This is a genomic window from Burkholderia sp. PU8-34, assembly GCF_053427725.1.
In genome coordinates this window covers 152,536-173,196 of sequence record NZ_JBSAXC010000003.1, presented here as the reverse complement: position 1 = coordinate 173,196, position 20,661 = coordinate 152,536, and the positions used below count along the sequence as shown (strand labels likewise).

20 protein-coding genes are annotated in these 20,661 nt (G+C 67.2%); 7 read left to right on the top strand and 13 right to left on the bottom strand.

Translation table 11 applies throughout. The features are described 5' to 3' along the window. The first annotated feature begins 10 nt into the window (after nucleotides 1–10). The 3 genes from ACV22Z_RS09080 to ACV22Z_RS09070 all read left to right on the top strand — a co-directional run bounded on the left by ACV22Z_RS09080 (nucleotide 11) and on the right by ACV22Z_RS09070 (nucleotide 1,990). On the top strand, nucleotides 11–586 hold the full coding sequence (locus ACV22Z_RS09080; protein WP_448075982.1) for a peptidylprolyl isomerase: 576 nt from the start codon (nucleotides 11–13) through the stop codon (nucleotides 584–586). A gap of 88 nt (nucleotides 587–674) precedes the next feature. Continuing rightward, nucleotides 675–1,166, top strand: coding sequence for a peptidylprolyl isomerase (locus tag ACV22Z_RS09075; protein WP_448075981.1), 492 nt, complete (start codon nucleotides 675–677; stop codon nucleotides 1,164–1,166). Between the two features lie 23 nt (nucleotides 1,167–1,189). Beyond that, nucleotides 1,190–1,990 carry a UDP-2,3-diacylglucosamine diphosphatase gene (locus tag ACV22Z_RS09070; RefSeq protein WP_448075980.1) on the top strand — a complete coding sequence of 267 codons (801 nt, stop codon included), beginning with the start codon at nucleotides 1,190–1,192 and terminating at the stop codon, nucleotides 1,988–1,990. A gap of 82 nt (nucleotides 1,991–2,072) precedes the next feature. Here the strand turns inward: ACV22Z_RS09070 and cysE are convergent, their stop codons facing one another. Both cysE and ACV22Z_RS09060 read right to left on the bottom strand, forming a co-directional pair. Further along, nucleotides 2,073–2,846, bottom strand: a complete 774-nt coding sequence (cysE, locus tag ACV22Z_RS09065) for a serine O-acetyltransferase (protein ID WP_448075979.1) — start codon at nucleotides 2,844–2,846, stop codon at nucleotides 2,073–2,075. A gap of 187 nt (nucleotides 2,847–3,033) precedes the next feature. Further along, on the bottom strand, nucleotides 3,034–3,855 hold the full coding sequence (locus ACV22Z_RS09060; protein WP_448076380.1) for an RNA methyltransferase: 822 nt from the start codon (nucleotides 3,853–3,855) through the stop codon (nucleotides 3,034–3,036). A gap of 276 nt (nucleotides 3,856–4,131) precedes the next feature. Between ACV22Z_RS09060 and ACV22Z_RS09055 the strand changes: the two genes are divergently transcribed. The 3 genes from ACV22Z_RS09055 (at nucleotide 4,132) to ACV22Z_RS09045 (ending at nucleotide 9,283) form a co-directional block, all read left to right on the top strand. Beyond that, nucleotides 4,132–4,935, top strand: coding sequence for an inositol monophosphatase family protein (locus ACV22Z_RS09055; RefSeq protein ID WP_448075978.1), 804 nt, complete (start codon nucleotides 4,132–4,134; stop codon nucleotides 4,933–4,935). Between the two features lie 453 nt (nucleotides 4,936–5,388). After that, nucleotides 5,389–8,001, top strand: a complete 2,613-nt coding sequence (gene mutS / locus ACV22Z_RS09050; RefSeq protein WP_448076379.1) for a DNA mismatch repair protein MutS — start codon at nucleotides 5,389–5,391, stop codon at nucleotides 7,999–8,001. After that, nucleotides 7,982–9,283, top strand: a complete 1,302-nt coding sequence (locus ACV22Z_RS09045) for a hypothetical protein (RefSeq protein ID WP_448075977.1) — start codon at nucleotides 7,982–7,984, stop codon at nucleotides 9,281–9,283. The genes mutS and ACV22Z_RS09045 overlap by 20 nt, the downstream gene beginning before the upstream one ends. Here the strand turns inward: ACV22Z_RS09045 and ACV22Z_RS09040 are convergent. Continuing rightward, on the bottom strand, nucleotides 9,263–9,805 hold the full coding sequence (locus ACV22Z_RS09040) for an FKBP-type peptidyl-prolyl cis-trans isomerase (RefSeq protein WP_448075976.1): 543 nt from the start codon (nucleotides 9,803–9,805) through the stop codon (nucleotides 9,263–9,265). The two genes, ACV22Z_RS09045 and ACV22Z_RS09040, sit on opposite strands and share 21 nt — an antisense overlap. A gap of 32 nt (nucleotides 9,806–9,837) precedes the next feature. On the opposite strand from ACV22Z_RS09040, the gene ACV22Z_RS09035 reads away from it, so the two are divergent. Beyond that, nucleotides 9,838–11,061, top strand: a complete 1,224-nt coding sequence (locus ACV22Z_RS09035; RefSeq protein WP_448075975.1) for a JmjC domain-containing protein — start codon at nucleotides 9,838–9,840, stop codon at nucleotides 11,059–11,061. Nucleotides 11,062–11,665: 604 nt separating this feature from the next. Here ACV22Z_RS09035 and ACV22Z_RS09030 read toward each other — a convergent pair. From ACV22Z_RS09030 to ACV22Z_RS08985, 10 genes are all read right to left on the bottom strand, one after another. Then, nucleotides 11,666–12,439 carry an MBL fold metallo-hydrolase gene (locus tag ACV22Z_RS09030; protein ID WP_448075974.1) on the bottom strand — a complete coding sequence of 258 codons (774 nt, stop codon included), beginning with the start codon at nucleotides 12,437–12,439 and terminating at the stop codon, nucleotides 11,666–11,668. Nucleotides 12,440–12,443: 4 nt separating this feature from the next. Beyond that, on the bottom strand, nucleotides 12,444–13,589 hold the full coding sequence (bamC, locus tag ACV22Z_RS09025) for an outer membrane protein assembly factor BamC (RefSeq protein WP_448075973.1): 1,146 nt from the start codon (nucleotides 13,587–13,589) through the stop codon (nucleotides 12,444–12,446). A gap of 105 nt (nucleotides 13,590–13,694) precedes the next feature. Beyond that, nucleotides 13,695–14,600 (bottom strand): 4-hydroxy-tetrahydrodipicolinate synthase, encoded by a 906-nt coding sequence (gene dapA, locus ACV22Z_RS09020; RefSeq protein ID WP_448075972.1) that lies wholly within the window; start codon nucleotides 14,598–14,600, stop codon nucleotides 13,695–13,697. Nucleotides 14,601–14,646: 46 nt separating this feature from the next. Beyond that, nucleotides 14,647–15,249, bottom strand: coding sequence for a class I SAM-dependent methyltransferase (locus ACV22Z_RS09015; RefSeq protein WP_448075971.1), 603 nt, complete (start codon nucleotides 15,247–15,249; stop codon nucleotides 14,647–14,649). Nucleotides 15,250–15,265: 16 nt separating this feature from the next. Next, entirely contained in the window at nucleotides 15,266–16,468 is a 1,203-nt protein-coding gene (locus ACV22Z_RS09010; RefSeq protein ID WP_448075970.1) for a tryptophan--tRNA ligase, read from the bottom strand. Between the two features lie 8 nt (nucleotides 16,469–16,476). Then, the gene (locus ACV22Z_RS09005) at nucleotides 16,477–17,139 is read right to left on the bottom strand and encodes a site-2 protease family protein (RefSeq protein ID WP_448075969.1); all 663 of its coding nucleotides are present in this window, start codon (nucleotides 17,137–17,139) and stop codon (nucleotides 16,477–16,479) included. A gap of 50 nt (nucleotides 17,140–17,189) precedes the next feature. Further along, nucleotides 17,190–17,822, bottom strand: a complete 633-nt coding sequence (locus ACV22Z_RS09000; RefSeq protein WP_448075968.1) for an L-threonylcarbamoyladenylate synthase — start codon at nucleotides 17,820–17,822, stop codon at nucleotides 17,190–17,192. Between the two features lie 67 nt (nucleotides 17,823–17,889). After that, entirely contained in the window at nucleotides 17,890–18,720 is an 831-nt protein-coding gene (locus ACV22Z_RS08995) for a 3',5'-nucleoside bisphosphate phosphatase (protein WP_448075967.1), read from the bottom strand. Between the two features lie 93 nt (nucleotides 18,721–18,813). Beyond that, nucleotides 18,814–19,704, bottom strand: coding sequence for an alpha/beta fold hydrolase (locus ACV22Z_RS08990; RefSeq protein ID WP_448075966.1), 891 nt, complete (start codon nucleotides 19,702–19,704; stop codon nucleotides 18,814–18,816). A 99-nt stretch (nucleotides 19,705–19,803) separates the two neighbouring features. Continuing rightward, nucleotides 19,804–20,661, bottom strand: a complete 858-nt coding sequence (locus ACV22Z_RS08985; RefSeq protein WP_448076378.1) for a ferritin-like domain-containing protein — start codon at nucleotides 20,659–20,661, stop codon at nucleotides 19,804–19,806.

Sequence of the window (20,661 nt, the reverse complement as noted above, 5' to 3'; positions counted from 1 at the left end):
GAGGATCGCAATGAAACGTCTGTTGCTGGCGCTTGGCGGCGCCGCCCTACTCGCGACCGCGCCCGCGTTCGCGCAAACGGCCAGCGCGCACCCGGTCGTGCAGCTGAAGACCTCGCAGGGCGACATCCGTGTCGAGCTGTATCCGGAGAAGGCGCCGAAGACGGTCGCCAACTTCCTCGACTACGTGAAATCCGGCCAGTACACCGGCACGATCTTCCATCGCGTGATCAAGGGCTTCATGATCCAGGGCGGCGGCTACAAGGCCAACTTCGACGAGAAGCCGACGCGCGCGCCGATCCCGCTCGAGAGCCGCAATGGCCTGAAGAACGTGACGGGCACGATCGCGATGGCGCGCACCGGCGATCCGAATTCGGCAACCGCGCAGTTCTTCATCAACACCGTCGACAACGCGGGCCTCGACTATCCGAATCCGGACGGCAACGGCTACGCTGTGTTCGGCAAGGTCGTGTCGGGAATGGATGTCGTGAAGAAGATCGAAGCCGTGGCGACGACGTCGCGCGGCCCGATGCGCGACGTGCCGGAACAGGCCGTCGTGATCGAATCGGCGAACCTCGTCTCGAAATAAATCCGGCCGGGTCGTTCCGGCACATCACGCGGCCGCGTCGCACGACCGGCCGCGTGCCATTTAAACCGTCCCATCGAAGGAATTCATCATGGTTGAACTGCATACGAACCACGGCGTGATCAAGCTCGAACTCGACGCCGCGAAAGCGCCGAAGACGGTCGAGAATTTCCTGAACTACGTGAAGAAGGGCCACTACGACGGCACCGTGTTCCATCGCGTGATCAACGGCTTCATGATCCAGGGCGGCGGCTTCGAGCCGGGCCTGAAGCAAAAGCCGACCGACGCGCCGATCGACAACGAGGCGAACAACGGCCTGAAGAACGACAAGTACACGATCGCGATGGCGCGTACCAACGATCCGCACTCGGCAACGGCCCAGTTCTTCATCAACGTCAACGACAATGATTTCCTGAACCACTCGTCGCCGACGCCGCAAGGCTGGGGCTACGCGGTGTTCGGCAAGGTCGTCGAAGGCCAGGACGTGGTCGACAAGATCAAGGCCGTGAAGACGGGCAATGCAGGCTTCCATCAGGACGTCCCGACCGACGACGTCGTGATCGAGAAGGCCGTCGTCGCCTGACGTTTCGATACGGAGGCACTTCGATGCTGCAGGAGACTCCGCCGCGAAGCGTCTCCGCGGGCGTGCCGGGCGAGCGCGAATATGCGCAGGCCGCACGCCCGTTCCTGTTCATCTCCGATCTGCACCTGAGCGAGGCGATTCCGAAGACGGTCGCCGCGTTCGAGCATTTCGTGAAATACACCGCCGATAGCGCCGACTCGGTGTTCATTCTCGGCGACCTGTTCGAATACTGGATCGGCGACGACGTGCTCGACGACGATCCGTTCGCCGCGCGCATGACGGCGCTCCTGCGTACGCTCTCCGAACGCGGGATCGCGCTCTACGTGATGCACGGCAATCGCGACTTCCTGCTCGGCAAGCGCTTCATGAAGGCGGCCGGCGCGATCCTGATGCCCGACCCGGCGCTGATCACGGCGTTCGGCCAGCGCATCGTGCTCGCGCATGGCGATGCGCAATGCACGGCCGATCATGGTTACCAGTTCTTCCGGCAGTTTGCCCGCAACCGCGCCGCGCAATGGCTGTTCCTCGCTTGGCCGTTCCGCTGGCGTCGTGCGATCGCCGAACGGATGCGCTCGAAAAGCGAGGCCGGCCGGACGCGCCCGCCGTCGCCGCGCTACGACGTGACGCGCGAAGGCGTCGCCGCACTCTTCAGCCGGAGCAACGCGAGCGTGATGATCCACGGCCATACGCACCGCCCGGCGCGCCACCTCGAACCGGGTGGCGTGCGCTGGGTGCTGCCCGACTGGGATCTCGACCACGGCGCCCCGCGCGGCGGCTACCTGCGCGTCGACGCGGAAGGCATTCGCGCGCTGCCGCTCGACTGAGCGCCACGACACCGGCCATGACTGCTCGCTGGCCGGCCTGCCGTCCGGCAGCCGCCGGACGACGGGCGGCCGCGCCGGCCGTTCAGGACTGGCGCTCGACCGCCTTGCCTTCGAGCACTGCCGACAGGCGGCGCAAGTCCAGGCGCGCCGCATCGGCGCCCTGCAGTGTTTCCAGATGCGTGCCGAGCCGCTCGAGCGCCGCGACGATCTCGTCGACGCGCCGGCTCTCCTTCGCCGCATGATCGATCAGGCCGTGGATCGCGAGCGACATCGGGTCGTCGGCATTCGGCGTGATGCCGTACGCGCAGAACGCCGCACGCTCCGGCTGCGGCTTCGGCTGCGCGGGCATCACGACGCGCGCCGGGTTGCCGACCGCCGTCCCGCCTGCCGGCACCGGCTTCACGACCACCGCATTCGAGCCGATCTTCGCGCCCGCACCGACCGTGAAGCCGCCGAGCACTTTCGCGCCCGCGCCGACGATCACGCCGGCCTCGAGCGTCGGGTGACGCTTCGCGCCGCGCGTCAGCGACGTGCCGCCGAGCGTCACGCCCTGGTAGATCGTGCAGTCGTCGCCGACGATCGCCGTCTCGCCGATCACGACGCCCATCCCGTGGTCGATGAACACGCGCCGGCCGATCGTCGCGCCCGGATGAATTTCGATGCCGGTCAGGAACCGACCGACCTGCGACGCGAAGCGCGCGACCCAGTAGCGCTTCGCGCGCCAGCATGCATGCGCGAAGCGATGCAGCACGAGCGCATGCAGCCCCGGATAACAGGTCAGCACTTCCCAGGCACTGCGAGCGGCGGGATCCCGCTCGCGAATCGTCGCAACGTCTTCGCGCAGTCTCGTGAACATGATCTGATCTGGGGAAAAGGACCGGCGCGCACCGCCGGCAATGGCCGGCCCTTATCGCGCCGGCTGCTTTGTTTATGACGTTCGGCGATTGTAGGTCGAGTCGCGCGCGCCCGCACGGCGCCGCGCGTTCACCCCGGTGCTGGCGCGGGTATTCGCGCCGGCACCGGCGGTGAATGCGCGGCCTGGGTCACGCGTCGCCGTCGGGCGTGCGCGACTTCAGCAGGATGTGCTTCGCGATCCCGCGCAGGATGTTGACTTCCTCGCGCTCCAGCCCGGTGCGCGAGAACAGGCGCCGCAGCCGAGGCATCAGCTTCTTCGGATTGCGCGGATCGAGAAAATCGAGCGCGATCAGCGCGTTCTCGAGATGCATGTACATCCGCTCGATCTCGTCGCTTTGCGCGAGCGTGCCGGCTTCCGCCTGCGGCAGCGGCACGCTCGCGTCATCGAGAAACGCGATACGCAGTTCATAGGCGAGCACCTGCACCGCCTGCGCAAGGTTCAGCGAGCTGTAGGCCGGGTTCGCCGGGATGTGCGCGAGCGCACTGCATTGCTCGACATGCTCGTTCGACAGGCCGGTGCGCTCGTTGCCGAATACGAGCGCGATGTCGCCGCCTCCGACCTGCCGGCTCGCCTGCTCAGCTGCCGCCCGCGGCGCAAGGCGCGGCGGGCCGTATTCGCGCGTGCGCGCGGTCAGCGCGATCGACCAGTGGACACCGGACAGCGCGTCGCCGAGGGTCGGCACGACGTGCGCGGACGCGAGCACGTCATCGGCGCCGCTGGCCATCGCGATTGCGTCGGGATCGCTCTGCACGTGCGGCACCCGTGGCGCGACCAGCACCAGCCGCGAGAAGCCCATCGTCTTCAGCGCGCGCGCGGCGGCGCCGACGTTGCCGGGGTGGCTCGGCTCGACGAGCACGAAGCGGGTGGACGTAAAGCCGCCGCGCAGCGGCCCGGACGACTGCGCCGCGTCAGACACGGACGGCGCAGCGGTGTTCTGCAAGGTTTCCACTACCATACGACTCGATTACCAGAATGGCCGTATGGTATCGCCAACGCACGGACAAGCCCACCCGTCCCGACGGCCAGTGGGGTTTCCCCGCATTCCGACCACCTAAAACTGCCGAAAGTCGGGTAAAATCATGCCCTTATGCGCGCCGCACCATCTGCGGCGCGAGTCGTTCCCGCTCTTTGTCAATTCGCGTCTCATCTCGCCCGTGCGCGCCGTCCCGGGCGAGTCGTTCCACTTCGTGGCGGCTTGTCGCCGCCGGCTACAGGATCCAGGCTCATGCATCCCATGCTCAACATCGCTGTCAAGGCTGCGCGCCGCGCCGGACAGATCATCAACCGCGCATCCCTCGATCTCGACCTGATCGAAATCCGCAAGAAGCAGCAGAATGACTTCGTCACCGAAGTGGACAAGGCCGCCGAAGACGCGATCATCGAGACGCTGAAGACTGCCTACCCCGATCACGCGATCCTCGCGGAAGAGTCGGGCGCATCCGAGAACGAATCCGAATTCCAGTGGATCATCGATCCGCTCGACGGCACGACCAACTTCATCCACGGCTTCCCGTACTACTGCGTGTCGATCGCGCTCGCGCACAAGGGCGTCGTCACGCAGGCGGTGGTCTACGACCCCAACAAGAACGACCTGTTCACCGCCACGCGCGGCCGCGGCGCGTACCTGAACGACCGCCGCATCCGCGTCGGCCGCCGCGACCGCCTGTCGGAATCGCTGATCGGCACCGGCTTCCCGTTCCGCGAAAAGGACGGCCTGGACGCATACGCGCGCCTCTTCACCGAAATGACCCAGGCCTGCACGGGCCTGCGCCGCCCGGGCGCCGCGGCGCTCGACCTCGCGAACGTCGCGGCGGGCCGCCTCGACGGCTTCTTCGAGCAGGGCATCAACGTGTGGGACATGGCCGCGGGCAGCCTGCTGATCACCGAGGCCGGCGGCCTCGTCGGCAACTACACGGGCGACGCCGACTTCCTGCATCGCCATGAGATCGTCGCGGCGAACCCGAAGGTCTACGCGCAGATGATCCCGATCCTGAACCGCTACAGCCGCGTGCACCCGGCCGCGGAATAAGCCTCCGCGCCGCGTTGCCGCCCCGACGGCCCGTGCCTGCTTCCCGCAGGCCGGGCCGTGTTCTTTTCCGGCGGCCGGGGCCCCGGCGGCCGGCGCTCCGGCGACCGGCGCCGCCTTCTTGCCGGACATGGCCTTGCGTCGCTTCGCGCCGCACCCACATCGTCCTGACGGCTCGCACGCAGCACGGCGGCCTGCTTCCGCCATTGGTCGAACGGATGACGGCGCCCCACTCGCTCGCCCATGTAAACTAGCGGCTGAGACGCGCGCCGGATTTCGCCGCATCCCCGGCGCGGTCAAACTCGATACACCGCATTCAAACAGATGGAAAACACGCCTGTGAGTGAAGAAACGCAAATGAACTCAGCATCGCTCGAACACTCGCCGGCCGCGGGGTCGGGCGATACCCAGGCGTCGGCGTCCCGCATCGCGCGCGGACTCGAAAACCACACGCCGATGATGCAGCAATACCTGCGCATCAAGGCCGACCACCCCGACACGCTCGTCTTCTACCGGATGGGCGATTTCTACGAGCTGTTCTTCGAGGATGCAGAGAAGGCCGCGCGGCTGCTCGACCTGACCCTCACGCAGCGCGGCGCGTCGGCCGGCACGCCGATCAAGATGGCGGGCGTGCCGCATCATGCGGTCGAGCAATACCTCGCGAAGCTCGTCAAGATGGGCGAATCGGCCGCGATCTGCGAGCAGATCGGCGACCCTGCCACGTCGAAGGGCCCGGTCGAACGCAAGGTCGTACGCGTCGTCACGCCGGGTACGCTGACCGACGCCGCGCTGCTGTCCGACAAGAACGATGTCTACCTGCTCGCGATGTGCGCAGGCCACAACAAGCGGGGCGTCGCGGTCAACGTCGGCCTTGCATGGCTCAACCTCGCGAGCGGCGCGCTGCGCCTCGCCGAGATCGAGCCCGACCAGCTCGGTGCGGCGCTCGAGCGTATCCGTCCGGCCGAGATCCTGACCGCCGACGGCGCGGCCGATGGCGTGCCGGCCGCCGCAGGCGCGATCAAGCGCGTGCCGGCATGGCATTTCGATATCGCGTCAGGCATCCAGCGCCTGTGCGACCAGCTCGACGTCGCGGGCCTCGACGGTTTCGGCGCGCATTCGCTGACGAGCGCCTGCGGCGCGGCCGGCGCGCTGCTGCTGTACGCGGCGGCCACGCAGGGCCAGCAGTTGCGGCACGTGCGCAGCCTGAAGGTCGAGAACGAAACCGAATACATCGGGCTCGATCCGTCCACGCGCCGCAACCTCGAATTGACCGAAACGCTGCGCGGCACCGAATCGCCGACGCTGTATTCGCTGCTCGATACCTGCTGCACGACGATGGGCAGCCGCCTGCTGCGCCACTGGCTGCACCATCCGCCACGCGCGTCGGTGGCTGCGCAGTCGCGCCAGCAGGCAATCGGCGCGCTGCTCGACGCGCCCGCCAACGCGAGCCTCGATGCACTGCGCAGCGCACTGCGGCAGATTGCCGACGTCGAACGGATCACCGGGCGCCTTGCGCTGCTGTCCGCGCGGCCGCGCGACCTGTCGAGCCTGCGCGATACGTTCGCCGCGCTGCCGGCGCTGCGCGAGCGCATCGAGCCGATCGTCGGCAACGCGGATGCGCTCGCCCGCCTCGACGCGGCGCTCGTCCCGCCTGCCGAATGCCTGGACCTGCTGACGAACGCGATTGCCCCCGAGCCCGCGGCGATGGTGCGCGACGGCGGCGTGATCGCGCGCGGCTACGACGCGGAGCTCGACGAGCTGCGCGACATCTCGGAAAACTGCGGGCAGTTCCTGATCGACCTCGAAGCACGCGAGCGTACCCGTACCGGCATTGCGAACCTGCGCGTCGAATACAACAAGGTGCACGGCTTCTATATCGAAGTCACGCGCGGGCAGACCGACAAGGTGCCCGACGACTACCGGCGCCGCCAGACGCTGAAGAACGCCGAGCGCTACATCACGCCGGAACTGAAGACCTTCGAGGACAAGGCGCTGTCCGCGCAGGAGCGTGCACTGGCACGCGAGCGCGCGCTGTACGACGCGGTGCTGCAGGCGCTGCTGCCGTTCATTCCGGAGTGCCAGCGCGTCGCGTCCGCACTCGCGGAACTCGACCTGCTCGCCGCGTTCGCCGAGCGCGCACGTGCGCTCGACTGGGTCGCCCCGACGTTTTCCGACGAGATCGGCATCGAGATCGAGCAGGGCCGGCATCCGGTCGTCGAGGCGCAGGTCGAGCAATTCATCGCGAACGACTGCACGCTCGGCGCCGACCGCAAGCTGCTGCTGATCACCGGCCCGAACATGGGCGGTAAGTCGACGTTCATGCGGCAAACCGCGCTGATCGCGCTGATGGCCTACGTCGGCAGCTACGTGCCGGCCCGCTCGGCCCGTTTCGGCCCGATCGACCGGATCTTCACGCGGATCGGCGCAGCGGACGATCTCGCCGGCGGCCGCTCGACGTTCATGGTCGAAATGACCGAGGCCGCAGCGATCCTCAACGACGCGACACCGCAAAGCCTCGTGCTGATGGACGAAATCGGCCGCGGCACGTCGACGTTCGACGGCCTTGCGCTCGCGTGGGCGATCGCGCGGCATCTGCTCGCGCACAACGGCTGCTACACGCTGTTCGCGACGCACTACTTCGAACTGACGCAGTTGCCTGCCGAATTCCCGCATGCGGCCAACGTCCACCTGTCGGCGGTCGAGCATGGTCACGGCATCGTGTTCCTGCACGCGGTCAACGAAGGCCCCGCGAACCAGAGTTACGGGCTGCAGGTTGCACAGCTCGCGGGCGTGCCCGCGCCGGTGATCCGCGCGGCGCGCAAGCACCTCGCGTATCTCGAGCAGCAGTCGGCCGCGCAACACACGCCTCAGCTCGACCTGTTCAGCATGCAGCCGGCCGCCGACGATCTCGAATGTGCCGACGCGCCGACGGCGCCGAGCGCACCGAACCCGGCGCTCGAGCGGCTGCGCGACATCGATCCCGACGACCTGAAACCGCGTGAAGCGCTCGACCTGCTGTACGAACTGCGCACGCTCCTCCAGGCACACGATGCCGACGGGCACGCGTAAGCGCACGGCGTCCGCGCCGCGGACACCGCGGGCACGCGTGGCGGTCGCGCTCGCGATCGCCGCGGCGTTCGCGATATCGCAGCCCGGCGCGCACGCGGCGCCCGAGAAGCGCGCCGGTGCGCCCTATTCGTTCGCGGTCGTCTCTGGCGTGTTCGGCTCACCTGCCGACGAGGCCGCGGCACAGCGGATGCTCGAAGCGATGGCGCGCGAGCGCAACCTCGCGTTCGTCGTGTACGCGGGCGATCTCAAGGGGGCGAAGGAAGCGTGCCGGGACACGCTGTACATGCAACGCGGCGCGATCCTCGACGCGTCGCGCGTGCCGCTCGTGTTCGTTCCCGGCCACGACGACTGGGTCGCATGCAACACCGCCGCGGGTGGCGGCTACGACCCGGTCGAGCGGCTCGACTTCCTGCGCCAGACACTGCTCTCCGACGCAGTATTACCCGGCCCAGGCGCGCTGCCGATCACGCGCGAAAGCGAAATCGCACGCTTTCGGCCCTATCGCGAGAATGCACGCTGGATGCGCGACGACATCGTATTCGTCGCGCTCAACGCACCGGCACCGAACAATCACTTTCTGACGGCCGGCGGCCGCAACGGCGAATTCGAGGATCGGATCATCGCGAACGGCTTCTGGATCGATCATGCGGCCGAATACGCGAAGCGGCGCGACGCGCGCGCCATGGTGCTGATCCTTGAAGGCGACCCGCAGTTCGACCGCTACGAACGCGCGGAACGCTTTGCGTGGCTGCGCTTCAACCGGCCGCGCGTACGCGACGGCTTTCGCGAACTGAAACGCACGCTGATCAAGGCTGCGGCGGCCTTCCGCGGCCCGATACTCGTAATCCATGCGAGCAGCGAACCGCTCGCGAACGGCTTCGTCATCGACCGCCCGCTGCATGCGGATAATGGAGAACTCGTGGGGAACGTGACGCGCGTCGCGATCGGACCGCGCCAGCCTGCCAATCAATGGGTCAGGGTCGGCGTCTCGCCGGCACGGCAGACGCTCTTCAACATCAGCTTGCAGGACGTGCCGAAAAACCTGCCGGTGCCGCCGGCACTGCCGACGCCGTCGCACGACGACGTCCCGGTGCCGCAGATGCCGGAAATCCCGGCGCTGCCGGCGCTGCCCGATTCGTCGTCGGTCGCCCCGCCGCTGCCGGGCGACAATGTGGCGCCGAATGGTGTATCGGGCGCACCGGGTGCTTCGGCGCCCGCGCCGGCACCGTCAATCGGCCCGGCGCCCGACTTTCCCGCCAGCTCAGTGCAGCGTGCGCCCTGACGGTTCGCCGTCTTCGTCGTCCTCATCCTCGTCGACGATTTCGAGCCCTTCCGCGCCATGCGCGTGCTCGTGTTCGATCTCGTCCTCGGTGGCTTCGCGGACGTCCTTCACCGTCAGCGAGAAACGCAGCGCCATGCCGGCGAGCGGATGGTTACCGTCGAGCACGACCTTGTCCTCGGCGATGTCGGTGACCGTGTAGATCAGCGAGTCGACCTCCTCGTCGCCGTCCTCCGGCGTGCCCTCGAACTGCATTCCCACTTCCAGCGGCTCGGGAAAACGATCGCGCGGCTCGATCTTCACGAGCTCCGGGTCGTAGTCGCCGAACGCGTCCTGCGGCTCCAGCTGAATCTGTGCCTGGTAGCCCGGCTCCTGGCCATCGAGCTGTTCCTCGATCTTGGGGAACGTGCCATCATAGCCGCCGTGCAGATAGACCATCGGCTCGTCGCTTTCCTCGATCAGATTGCCTTGCGCATCCGACAGCTTGTAGGTGACCGATACGACGGTGTTTTTTGCGATTTTCATCCAATTCTCCCAAATACAACTCTCATTATACGATGCGCAAACGGTCTCAAGCCGAACCGCAGGACGGCACTGCTGCCGCGTTCGGCGCGCCGCCACCCGATCTTCCCACACCGCTGCTCGGCGGCCTCACGCCGGCGCAATTCATGCGCCGCTACTGGCAGAAGAAACCGCTGCTGATCCGTCAGGCGATCCCTGCCGTCACGTCCCCGGTTTCGCGCGACGCGCTGTTCGAGCTGGCCGGCGACTACGACGCCGAATCGCGGCTGATCACGCATTTTCGTAACAAGTGGCAACTTGCGCACGGTCCGTTCGAGACCGATGCGCTGCCGCCCGTTACGCGCAGCGCATGGACGCTGCTCGTGCAGGGTCTCGACCTGCATGTCGATGCGGCACGCACGCTGCTCGAACGCTTCCGCTTCATCCCCGATGCACGCCTCGACGACCTGATGATTTCGTATGCGACCGACGGCGGCGGCGTCGGCCCGCATTTCGATTCATATGATGTATTCCTGCTGCAGGTCGAAGGCAAGCGCCGCTGGCGGATCGGCGCCCAGAAGGACCTGTCGCTGCAGCCGGGCGTGCCGCTCAAGATCCTCGAACACTTCGAGCCGAGCGAAGAATGGGTGCTGGAGCCAGGCGACATGCTCTACCTGCCGCCGCACATTGCGCACGACGGCATCGCCGAAGGCGAATGCATGACCTGCTCGATCGGCTTCAGAGCCCCGTCGGCCGGGGAATTGAGCGCGCAGTTCCTGTATTACCTCGCGGAACGCGGCGGTGTGGCGAGCGGTGCCCGCAGCGACGACCTCTACCGTGACCCCAAACAGCCTGCAGTCGATGCGCCGGCGCAACTGCCGCCGGCGCTGGTCGAACGGGTCGCCTCAATCGTCAACGGCATCAAGTGGCGCGAACGGGACGTGGCCGAATTCCTCGGCTGCTACCTCAGCGAGCCGAAGCCGAACGTCGTGTTCGACCCGCCCGCACGCACGCTTTCCGAAACGGCGTTCGCCGCGCAGGCGGCCCGCCGCGGCGTGCATCTCGACAGACGCGCCGCATTGTTGTATAACGCGCGCTCGTACTTCATCAACGGCGAGGAAGGGCCGCTCGATCAGGTTGCCAAATGGCTGCCCGAACTGGCCAATCAGCGTCGGATGGAAGCGAAACGGTTTGTAACACTATCCCGGGATCCCTCAATGACAGCATTACTGCACGAATGGTATCGTGCGGGCTGGATACGGGTCGGAAACCGCGATTAACGTGTATGATCCGTACGCCCATGCAAATCAAATTTTGTATGGGAAAGACAACGTATTGACCCCGCATTTGTCGACGGTCGATTGGAAAGTGCATATAATTTCCGCCCAAGCCGTAGGGAAGATTCACGCTCTAGAAGTGCGTCTCCACCAGCGGCCCAGGTCGGTGTTGGAGCACATTACCGGTATTGTTTCGCGCTGTTGCTTACCTTTAACCATAAAAGGACGTGATCATGAAGAAATCCCTCCTCGTAGCTTCCCTGCTGGCTGCTGTTGCACTGGCTGCTTGCAACAAGAGCGCAGACCAAGCTGCTGCGCCGGCTGCTAGCGACGCTGCTGCTGCTGCTTCGTCGGCTGCTTCGGCTGTTGCTGGTGCTGCGAGCGAAGCGACGACCGCTGCTTCGTCGGCTACGGCTGCTGCGAGCGACGCAGCTGCTGCTGTGGCGTCGGCTGCTTCGGCAGCGACGGCTGCTCCGGCTTCGGGCGCAAGCCAGTAAGCCTCAGCATCAGCTGAAAAAAAACCGGCCTGCGGGCCGGTTTTTTTACGTCGGTACCTTTTGCTGCGCCGGTCGGCGCCCGCGACGGGCCCGCAAGGCGGCGAACCGCCTCACACCCCCAGCCAGTCGAAGCCCGCGTCCTGCGTGGCCACGATCACGTCGCTCCCGTCCGTGCCCAGCACGGCCGCCAGCGCCTCGCTGGCCAGTTCCGGCCGGTTGTTCTGCTGGCTCAGGTGGGCCGCCACGAGGTGCCGCAGGCGACTGCGCTCCAGCGACGCGAGGATGTCCGCTGCCGCGTCGTTGCTCAAATGGCCGTGGCTGCCGCCGATCCGCGCCTTCAGAGACTTCGGATAGCGGCTTGCAGCCAGCATCGCGGTATCGTGGTTGGATTCCAGCACCAGCGCGTCGCAGCCGCTCAGAACGGCCGTAATGTGCGGCGTGGACGTCCCGACGTCGGTCAGCACGCCGAGGCGGTGGCAGCCGTCGAGAAAGACGAACTGAAGCGGTTCCCGGGCGTCGTGCGGGACCGTATAGGGCAACACGGCCAGATCGCGGATCTGGACCGTCTCGTCGCCCCACAGCACGTGAAGCTCGACGTCCGCCTCATCCGCGCCGACCGCACGCGCGGTGCCCCAGCTCATGTACAGCGGCAGCGACGCTCGCCTGGCGAGCGTCAACGCGCTGCCGACATGGTCGCTGTGTTCATGGGTAATGAGGATCGCATCGAGATCGTCGATGCCGAGATTCAGGCGGCCGAGCCGACGCTCGACCTCCTTGGCCGAAAAGCCGCAGTCGAGCAGCACGCGGGTCGTGGTCGTGCCGCTCGCGGCCTCGACCACCAGCGCATTGCCCTCGCTGCCGCTTCCGAGGCTGGCGAATCGCACGCGCTCAGTTCAATTGCGCGTGAAGCAGCGAAATGATCCGCTGGGCGTCCGACGAGCTGTCGATCTGGCCGTTTGCGTCGACCACGGCGACCTGCGTGCCGCCGCCGTTCTGCGCGCGCACGTTGACGACGAACTCCTTGCCCGGCTTCGCCGCCGCCGGACCGCCGTAGAACAGCTTGCCGAACAGACCGTCACGCTTGAGTTCTTCCATCGAATTCGCGTAGCGCACGTAGTACAGGCCCTTTTCGCGGTCGCGGTTGTCAACGGTGAAGTTGGTGCGGTCGAGCGCGAGGCCGACGCGCAGCCACGCGCGATCGAACGACTCGGCGAGCTGCAGCGTCGCCGCGCCGCCGTTCGTGTCGCTGATCTTGGCCGGCGCCGTCGCCGGTCGCGCGTCGGTCAGCAGTTGCTTCGCCTGCGCTTCGGTCAGGCCGAACTTCTCCATCAGCTTCGCGAGGAACACGGCTTCCAGCACCGGGTTGCGCGGACGCTCTTCCCAGCGCGACGACGTGCCGCCCTGCGGCCCGACCATCATCTCTTCCATCGCGCTGTGCGTGATCGAAATGTCGGTGTTGCCGTCCGGCGTGCGGTTCACGAGCGTGCGGAAGCTGTCGCGCGTGCCCGACGAGTAGGCAAAGTCGATGACCTTGCCGATCGTGCGGCGGAACCAGTCGTCCGGAATGTTCGCGCGGTTCTCGGCCCAGTCGGTCGTCATGATGCCCGTCGACGGTGCGTCGGTCTTCAGCGAGAAGCCGTTGTCCTGCCAGAAATCCTTCAGCAGCGGCCAGAGCTGCTCCGGCGTGCGGCCGTCGACGACGAGCCAGCGGCGGTCGCCGTCGCGCTCGATGTGCATGCCGAACGGATCCTGCGCGCTCGGCACGCCGTCGGTCGACGTGCCGGCGGCCGTCTGGGCCCGCGGCGGCAGCGTGCCGAGCCCGGCGTTCGACGGCGGCGCGACGAACTGCTGGTTCGTCGGCACCGGCTTCAGGTCGCTCGGCACCGCAAGCGGCGGCGCCGAGCCGGTGTTCTTGTAGTTGACCTTGTCGGGGGCCAGGTAGTCGTTCAGCGTATCGCAGCCGGCGAGCGCGCCCAGCGCCAGCGCCACCACCGAAACCTGGATGGCGCGAGAGGAAAAGGCGAAACGTTTCATGAAATCCTTCGTCTTGCTAAAACGCTCGTCACGAGCGGCGCCGGACGGGCCGGCCGGTGCGGGTTGATCAGGGAATGGCGGCCGCCGGGCGCGGCCGCCGCGACATCAGGCGAGGATGCCGGCTTCGGCGAGTGCCGAGCGCACTGCGTCGTGGCAACGCTCGTCGAGCGGCGTGAGCGGCAGGCGGATGCCGCCCTGCATCTTGCCCATCACCTGCAGTGCCCACTTCACCGGGATCGGATTCGCCTCGATGAACAGGTTCTTGTGCAGCGACAGCAGCTTCATGTGCAGCTCGCGCGCCGTCTTCACGTCGCCCGCGAGGGCCGCGCGGCACAGCGCGCTCATCGCGCGCGGCGCGACGTTCGCCGTCACCGAGATGTTGCCGTGGCCGCCGAGCAGCATCAGCGCGATCGCGGTCGGATCGTCGCCGCTGTAGATCGCGAAGTGCTCCGGCGCGGCCTTGATCAGGTGCGCGGCGCGGTCGATGTTGCCGGTCGCTTCCTTCACACCGACGATGCCCGGCACCTGCGCGAGACGCAGCATCGTCTCGTTCGCCATGTCCGCGACCGTGCGGCCCGGCACGTTGTACAGGATCACCGGCAGGTCGACCGCTTCGGCGATCGCCTTGAAGTGGCGGTACATGCCTTCCTGCGTCGGCTTGTTGTAGTACGGCACGACCTGCAGCGTCGCGTCCGCGCCGACCGCCTTCGCGTGCTTCGTCAGCTCGATCGCTTCGGCGGTCGAGTTGCCGCCCGCGCCCGCGATGATCGGGATGCGCTTCGCCGCGTGTTCGACGGCGGTGCGAATCATCAGGATGTGTTCTTCGACGTTGAGCGTCGCCGATTCGCCGCTCGTACCGACCACGACCAGCGCATCGGTGCCTTCCTCGATGTGCCAGTCGATCAGTTTGCGAAATGCCGGCAGGTCGAGACTGCCGTCTTCGAGCATCGGGGTGACGATCGCGGGGATGCTGCCGCGGATTTGAATGCCGTCTTGAGTGCCGTTAGCCATGAAACGCGATTGATTTAGAACCGGTAAACGTTGAGATTGTAGCGGATTAGCCGCGCAGTTCGTAACGCGAAATTCCCGCCTCCGACCCCGCAGCCGCGCGCTCACGCACCGCGCAGATGCGCTGGATGAATGCCGCGCGCGGCGCAGCGATGAAACCGTCTTCGTACGCCACCACCCGCAGCCGGCCGCGCACGGCGTCCAGCAGCTCGCCCGGCGCGAGCAGGAACGCGGGATTGGACGGCTTGCCGACCGTTTCGTTTCCTTGCGCGAACGTTTCGTACACGAGCACGCCGCCCGGCGCCAGCGCGTCGAGCAGATGGGGCCAGAGCGGCCGGTGCAGATAGTTCGTGACGATCACGGCCGCGAACGGCTCGCCGGCCGGCAGCGGCCACGGCGCGCCCTCGAGGTCGGCCTCGCGGGCGTCCACGCCCGGGATCGCGCGCAACGCGGCGAGCGCGGCCGGATCGCGCTCGAGCGCGACGACCGGATGGCCGCGCGACGCGAACCAGCGCGCATGCCGCCCGCCGCCCGCGGCGACGTCCAGCACCGCGCCGCCTGCCGGCACGAGCCGCGACCAGTCGGCCACCCAGCCCGACGGCTCGGCGAGCCCGACGTGCGCGCCGCTCGCGGCCATGGATGATTCGCGCATGACGATCAGATGCGCATCAGGTGTAAGACAGGCCCATCGCGTCACGCACGTCGCGCATCGTCTCCGTTGCGTACTTGCGTGCCTTGTCGCAGCCGTCGGCGACGATTGCGCGCAGCAGCGACGGATCGTCCATGTACTTCTGCGCGCGCTCGAGCATCGGCTGCTGTTCGCGCAGGATCCCTTCGACCACCGGCTGCTTGCAGTCGAGGCAGCCGATGCCCGCCGAGCGGCAGCCCTTCTGCACCCACTCGTGCGTCTTTTCGTCCGTGTAGACCTGGTGCAGCTGCCATACCGGGCACTTGTCCGGATCGCCCGGATCGGTGCGGCGCACGCGCGCCGGGTCGGTCGGCATCGTGCGGACCTTCTTCGTGATCGTCTCCGCGTCCTCGCGCAGGCCGATCGTATTGCCGTACGACTTCGACATCTTCTGGCCATCGAGGCCCGGCATGCGCGACGCTTCCGTCAACAGCGCCTGCGGCTCGACGAGAATGATCTTGCGCGCGCCTTCGAGATAGCCGAACAGGCGCTCGCGGTCGCTCATCGACAGGCTTTGCGATTCCTGCAGCATCGCGCGCGCCTGCTCGAGCGCCTCGTCGTCGCCTTCCTGCTGGTAGGCGATGCGCAGCTCGTGGTACAGCTTCGCACGCTTGCCGCCGAGCTTCTTCGCCGCGTCGAGTGCCTTCTCCTCGAAGCCCGGCTCGCGGCCGTACAGGTAGTTGAAGCGGCGCGCGATCTCGCGCGTCATCTCGACGTGCGGCACCTGGTCCTCGCCGACCGGCACGAGCGAGCCGCGGTACAGCAGGATGTCCGCCGCCATCAGGACCGGATAGCCGAGGAAGCCGTAGGTCGACAGATCCTTGTCCTTCAGCTTCTCCATCTGCTCCTTGTAGGTCGGCACGCGTTCGAGCCAGCCGAGCGGCGTGCTCATGCCGAGCAGCAGCGCGAGCTCCGCATGCTCGGGCACCTTGCTCTGGATGAACAGCGTCGCCTGTGCCGGGTCGATGCCGGATGCGAGCCAGTCGATCAGCACATCCCACACGTTCTTCTCGATGATCTCGGGCGTTTCGTAGTGCGTCGTCAGCGCGTGCCAGTCGACGACGCAGAAGAAGCACGGGTACTCGGACTGCAGCTTCACCCAGTTTTTCAGCACGCCGTGGTAGTGGCCGAGGTGCAGCGACCCGGTAGGTCGCATGCCGGAGAAAATACGATCTGGGAACATGATTGTCGTTAGAAAAGCGAGGCGAAAGGAGTCAGGATGGCTGCCACGACGCGATAACCCACGTTGACGAGCGGACGCAGCCAGAAATTCGTCAGCACGCCCGTCGTGACCAGCACGAGGACGATGATGAAACCGTACGGCTCGATGCGCGACAGCGCGATCGACTGCTTCGGCGGCAGCAGCGCCGCCAGGATGCGCCCGCCGTCGAGCGGCGGCAGCGGGAACAGGTTCAGCACGCCGAGCACGAGATTCACGCTGATGCCGGCCGCTGCCATGCCCGTGAAGAACGGTTCGTCGACGCCCGCGCCGTGCAGCGCGATGCCGAACACGCCCCACACGAGCGCCTGCACGAAGTTGCAGGCCGGGCCCGCGAGCGACACCCACAGGCTCCCCCAGCGCGGATCGCGCAGGTTGCGGAACGCGACCGGCACCGGCTTCGCATAGCCGAACAGGAACGCGCCGCCAGTCAGGAAATACATCGCCAGCGGAATCGCGATCGTGCCGATCGGGTCGATGTGGCGCATCGGGTTGAACGACACGCGCCCCATCATGTAGGCAGTGTTGTCGCCGAGAAGGCGGGCGGCGTAGCCGTGCGCGGCCTCGTGCAGCGTGATCGCGAAGATCACGGGCAGCGCGTAGACGGCGATGGTCTGTATCAGGGAAGCATCCATATCGCGTTATTGTAACAAGCGCAATCGTGCGGCAACGGAACGATGCCGGCTCAGGCCGCCGTCAGTCCGAATGGCTCGAGCGGCCCGCGCCCGACGCGCACAAGCTGCGGTTCGTCGTCCGTCAGGTCGATCACCGTCGACGGTTCGGCCGGGCACGCGCCGCTGTCGATCACGAGGTCGACCTGCTTTTCGAGCCGCGTGCGGATTTCCTCCGGATCGTTCAGCGGATCCGTGTCCGGCGGCAGGATCAGCGTCGTGCCGAGCAGCGGCTGGCCGAGCGATTCCAGCAGCGCGAGCGTGATCGCATGATCCGGCACCCGCAGCCCGATCGTCTTGCGCGACGGGTGCGACAGCCGCCGCGGCACTTCCTTCGTCGCCTGCAGGATGAACACGTACGGGCCGGGCGTCACCGACTTGATCAGCCGGTACTGCCGGTTGTCCACCATCGCGAAGTTGGCCAGCTCGGACAGGTCGCGCACCAGCAGCGACAGGTGCTGCTTTTCGTCGAGGCCGCGAATGCGGCGCACGCGTTCGACCGCATCCTTGTCGTCGAGGTGGCATGCGAGCGCATAGCTCGAGTCGGTCGGCATCGCGACCACACCGCCCTTGTTGACGATCTCTACCGCCTGCTTGATCAGGCGCGGCTGCGGATTATCCGGATGAATCCTGAAGAACTGGGACATGGGGACAGGTAAAGAGGGAGTGAACGGACGCACGCCGCATCGGCGCACGCACGGCCTGCGGCACGCGTCAGAGCCAGCGTTCCCAGACGGGTTTCAGGTCGGACGGCAGCGGCGGCAAGCTGCCCAGCTCGATGCGGCCTTCACCCGGCGCGTGAAAATCGGAACCGGATGACACTTCGAAGCCGAAACGGCGTGCAACGTCCGCATACTCGCGGTACTGGTCCGGCGTGTGACTGCCGGTCACCACCTCGATCGCCCGGCCGCCGAGATCGATGAATTCACCGAAGAACGCGTCGAACTCGACCGGCGTATAGCGATAGCGGCCCGGATGCGCGACTACCGCCTCGCCGCCCGCGCCGCGGATCCATTGCACTGCGTCGGACAGCTTGGCCCACCGGTGCGGCACGAAGCCGGGCTTGCCGTCGCCGAGCAGGCGGTCGAACACGTCGGAAGTCGATTCGGCGTGGCCGTTCTCGACGAGAAAGCGCGCGAAATGCGTGCGCGAGATCAGGTCGGGGTTCGACACGTACTTCAGCGCGCCGTCGTAGGCGCCCGGGATGCCGAGCTTGTCGAGTTGCGCGGCGATGGCCTGCGCGCGAGCCGCGCGGCCATGGCGCGTGCGGTACAGGCCGTCGACGAGCGCCGGATTCTCCGGATCGATGTGCAGGCCGACGATGTGCACGGTACGCGATGCCCAGGTCACGGAAATCTCGACGCCGTTCAGGTATTGCATGCCGAGCGCCTCCGCCTCGCTGCGCGCCGCCGCCTGGCCGCCGACCTCGTCGTGGTCGGTGAGCGCCCAGAGGGTGACGCCGCCAGCATGGGCTCGGCGCGCAACGTCGACGGGCGACAGCAGCCCGTCGGAAACATTCGAATGGCAGTGGAGATCGGCGTTCATTGTCGGCATCGGAGTGAAGCTTCATTCTACTGCAATGCGGCATTCCGCCGCCGCGCCCCAGCCCTGCCCGTCCGTCCGCGCCCGCCGCGCGCGCTATGCGCAGAACGCCTCGATCAGCGCCGCGATCTGCTCCGGCTGGTCGTGGTGAACCATGTGGCCGGCGTCCTCGACGAGTTTCTCGCGCCAGTCCGGGAACGCGTTGAAGCGCGCCTTGAATTCCGGCAGCGGGATGTCGCCGGCCAGATGCGCGAGCGTCGGCGAATTGACCGCCTCGACGTGCAGCACCTTCGCACGCACCTGCGACCAGGTCGCCATCACCTCGTCCAGGCGGTACAGCAGCGGCCCCATCATCTTGTGCGCGGGATCCGCGAGCAGATGGAAGCGCCCGTCGTCGCCGCGCTTCGACCAGTGCGCGGCCAGGAACGCGGCGCGGCGCGGATCGAGCCGCGGGTTGGTCTTGATCAGGCGGGCGGCCACTTCGTCGAGCGACACATACGGTTTCAGCGCCGGCGGCTCGCGCAGGTCGTCGAGCCAGCCGCGCAGCCGGCGCGGCGCCTGTTCGGCCCGCGCGGGCGCGAGGCCGAAACCTTCGAGGTCGACGACACGCCGCACGCGCTCCGGCCGCGCGCCGGCATACAGGCACACGACGTTCGCGCCCATGCTGTGACCGACCAGGTTGACCTCGCCAGCGGGTGCGTAGTGGTCGATCAGCGCGTCGAGGTCGCCGAGATATTCATGGAACCAGTAATGGCCGCCGCCCTGCCGCGCGACCGGCCAGTCGGACAGCCCGAAGCCGCGCGCGTCCGGCGCGATCACCTGCCAGTCACCCGCGAGCGCGTCGACGACGAACTGGAACGATGCCGCGACGTCCATCCAGCCGTGGAGCATGAACAGGGTCGGCGCATCCCGCCGGCCCCAGCGCCGCACATGCAGCTTGACGCCACGCACCGTGACGAAATCGGAAACAGAACTCGACGCACTCATCGCAGCCGCCCCAAAAAAAGAATGATCGTTCGATTATAGCGATGCTGCGTGTGCTGCGCCGACGTCCCCGGCAATCGGCACGCGTATCGAGGCACTTCTCTACGACGCGGCACCTGCGTCGGCGCCGTCCTGCGCCGCGAGCGCGTCCAATTCGGCCGGCTCGAAGCCGGCGCTGCGGCGCGCGTCGAAATTGAACGGCCCACGCAGACGCGGCGCTTGGTACTGTTCGGCCAGCTGCTGGTAGGTCGGCACCGGATCGCGCCCCGCCTCGCTACACAGATGCCGGAACCAGCGGTTGCCAATCGCGACGTGACCGATTTCGTCGCGCAGGATCACGTCGAGGATCGCGGCCGACGCATGATCGCCCGCCTGCGCGAGCCGCGCGCGGATCGGCGGCGACGCATCGAGCCCGCGCGCCTCGAGCGTACGCGGCACGAGCGCCATGCGCGCGAGCACATCACCCGCGGTGCGCTCGCACATCTCCCACAGGCCGTTGTGCGCCGGGAAATCGCCGTACGCATGCCCGAATTCGTTGAGCCGGCCGGCCAGCAGCGAGAAGTGATACGCCTCCTCGGCCGCGACCTTCAGCCAGTCCGCATAGAAGTCTTCCGGCTGGCCCGCAAAGCGCCACACCGCATCGAGGGCCAGATTTATCGCGTTGAATTCGATATGCGCGAGCGCGTGCAGCAGCACTGCGCGGCCCTCGGGCGAACGCATGCTGCGCCGCTCGAGCTGGCGCGGCTCGACCAGCGCCGGACGTGCGGGGCGCCCGGGCAGACCGGCGGGCTCGGCGAGGACGAGCGGCGCGTCAATCGTCGCCTGGCCGGCCCTCAGCGCCTCGTGCAGCGCGCACACCTGCGCGGCCTTGGCCGCCGGCTCGGGCTCGCGCAGCGCGTCGAGCGCCGCGCGGCGCACGCAGACCGACGCGTCGGAAGAGGAAGGAAACACCATGCTCAT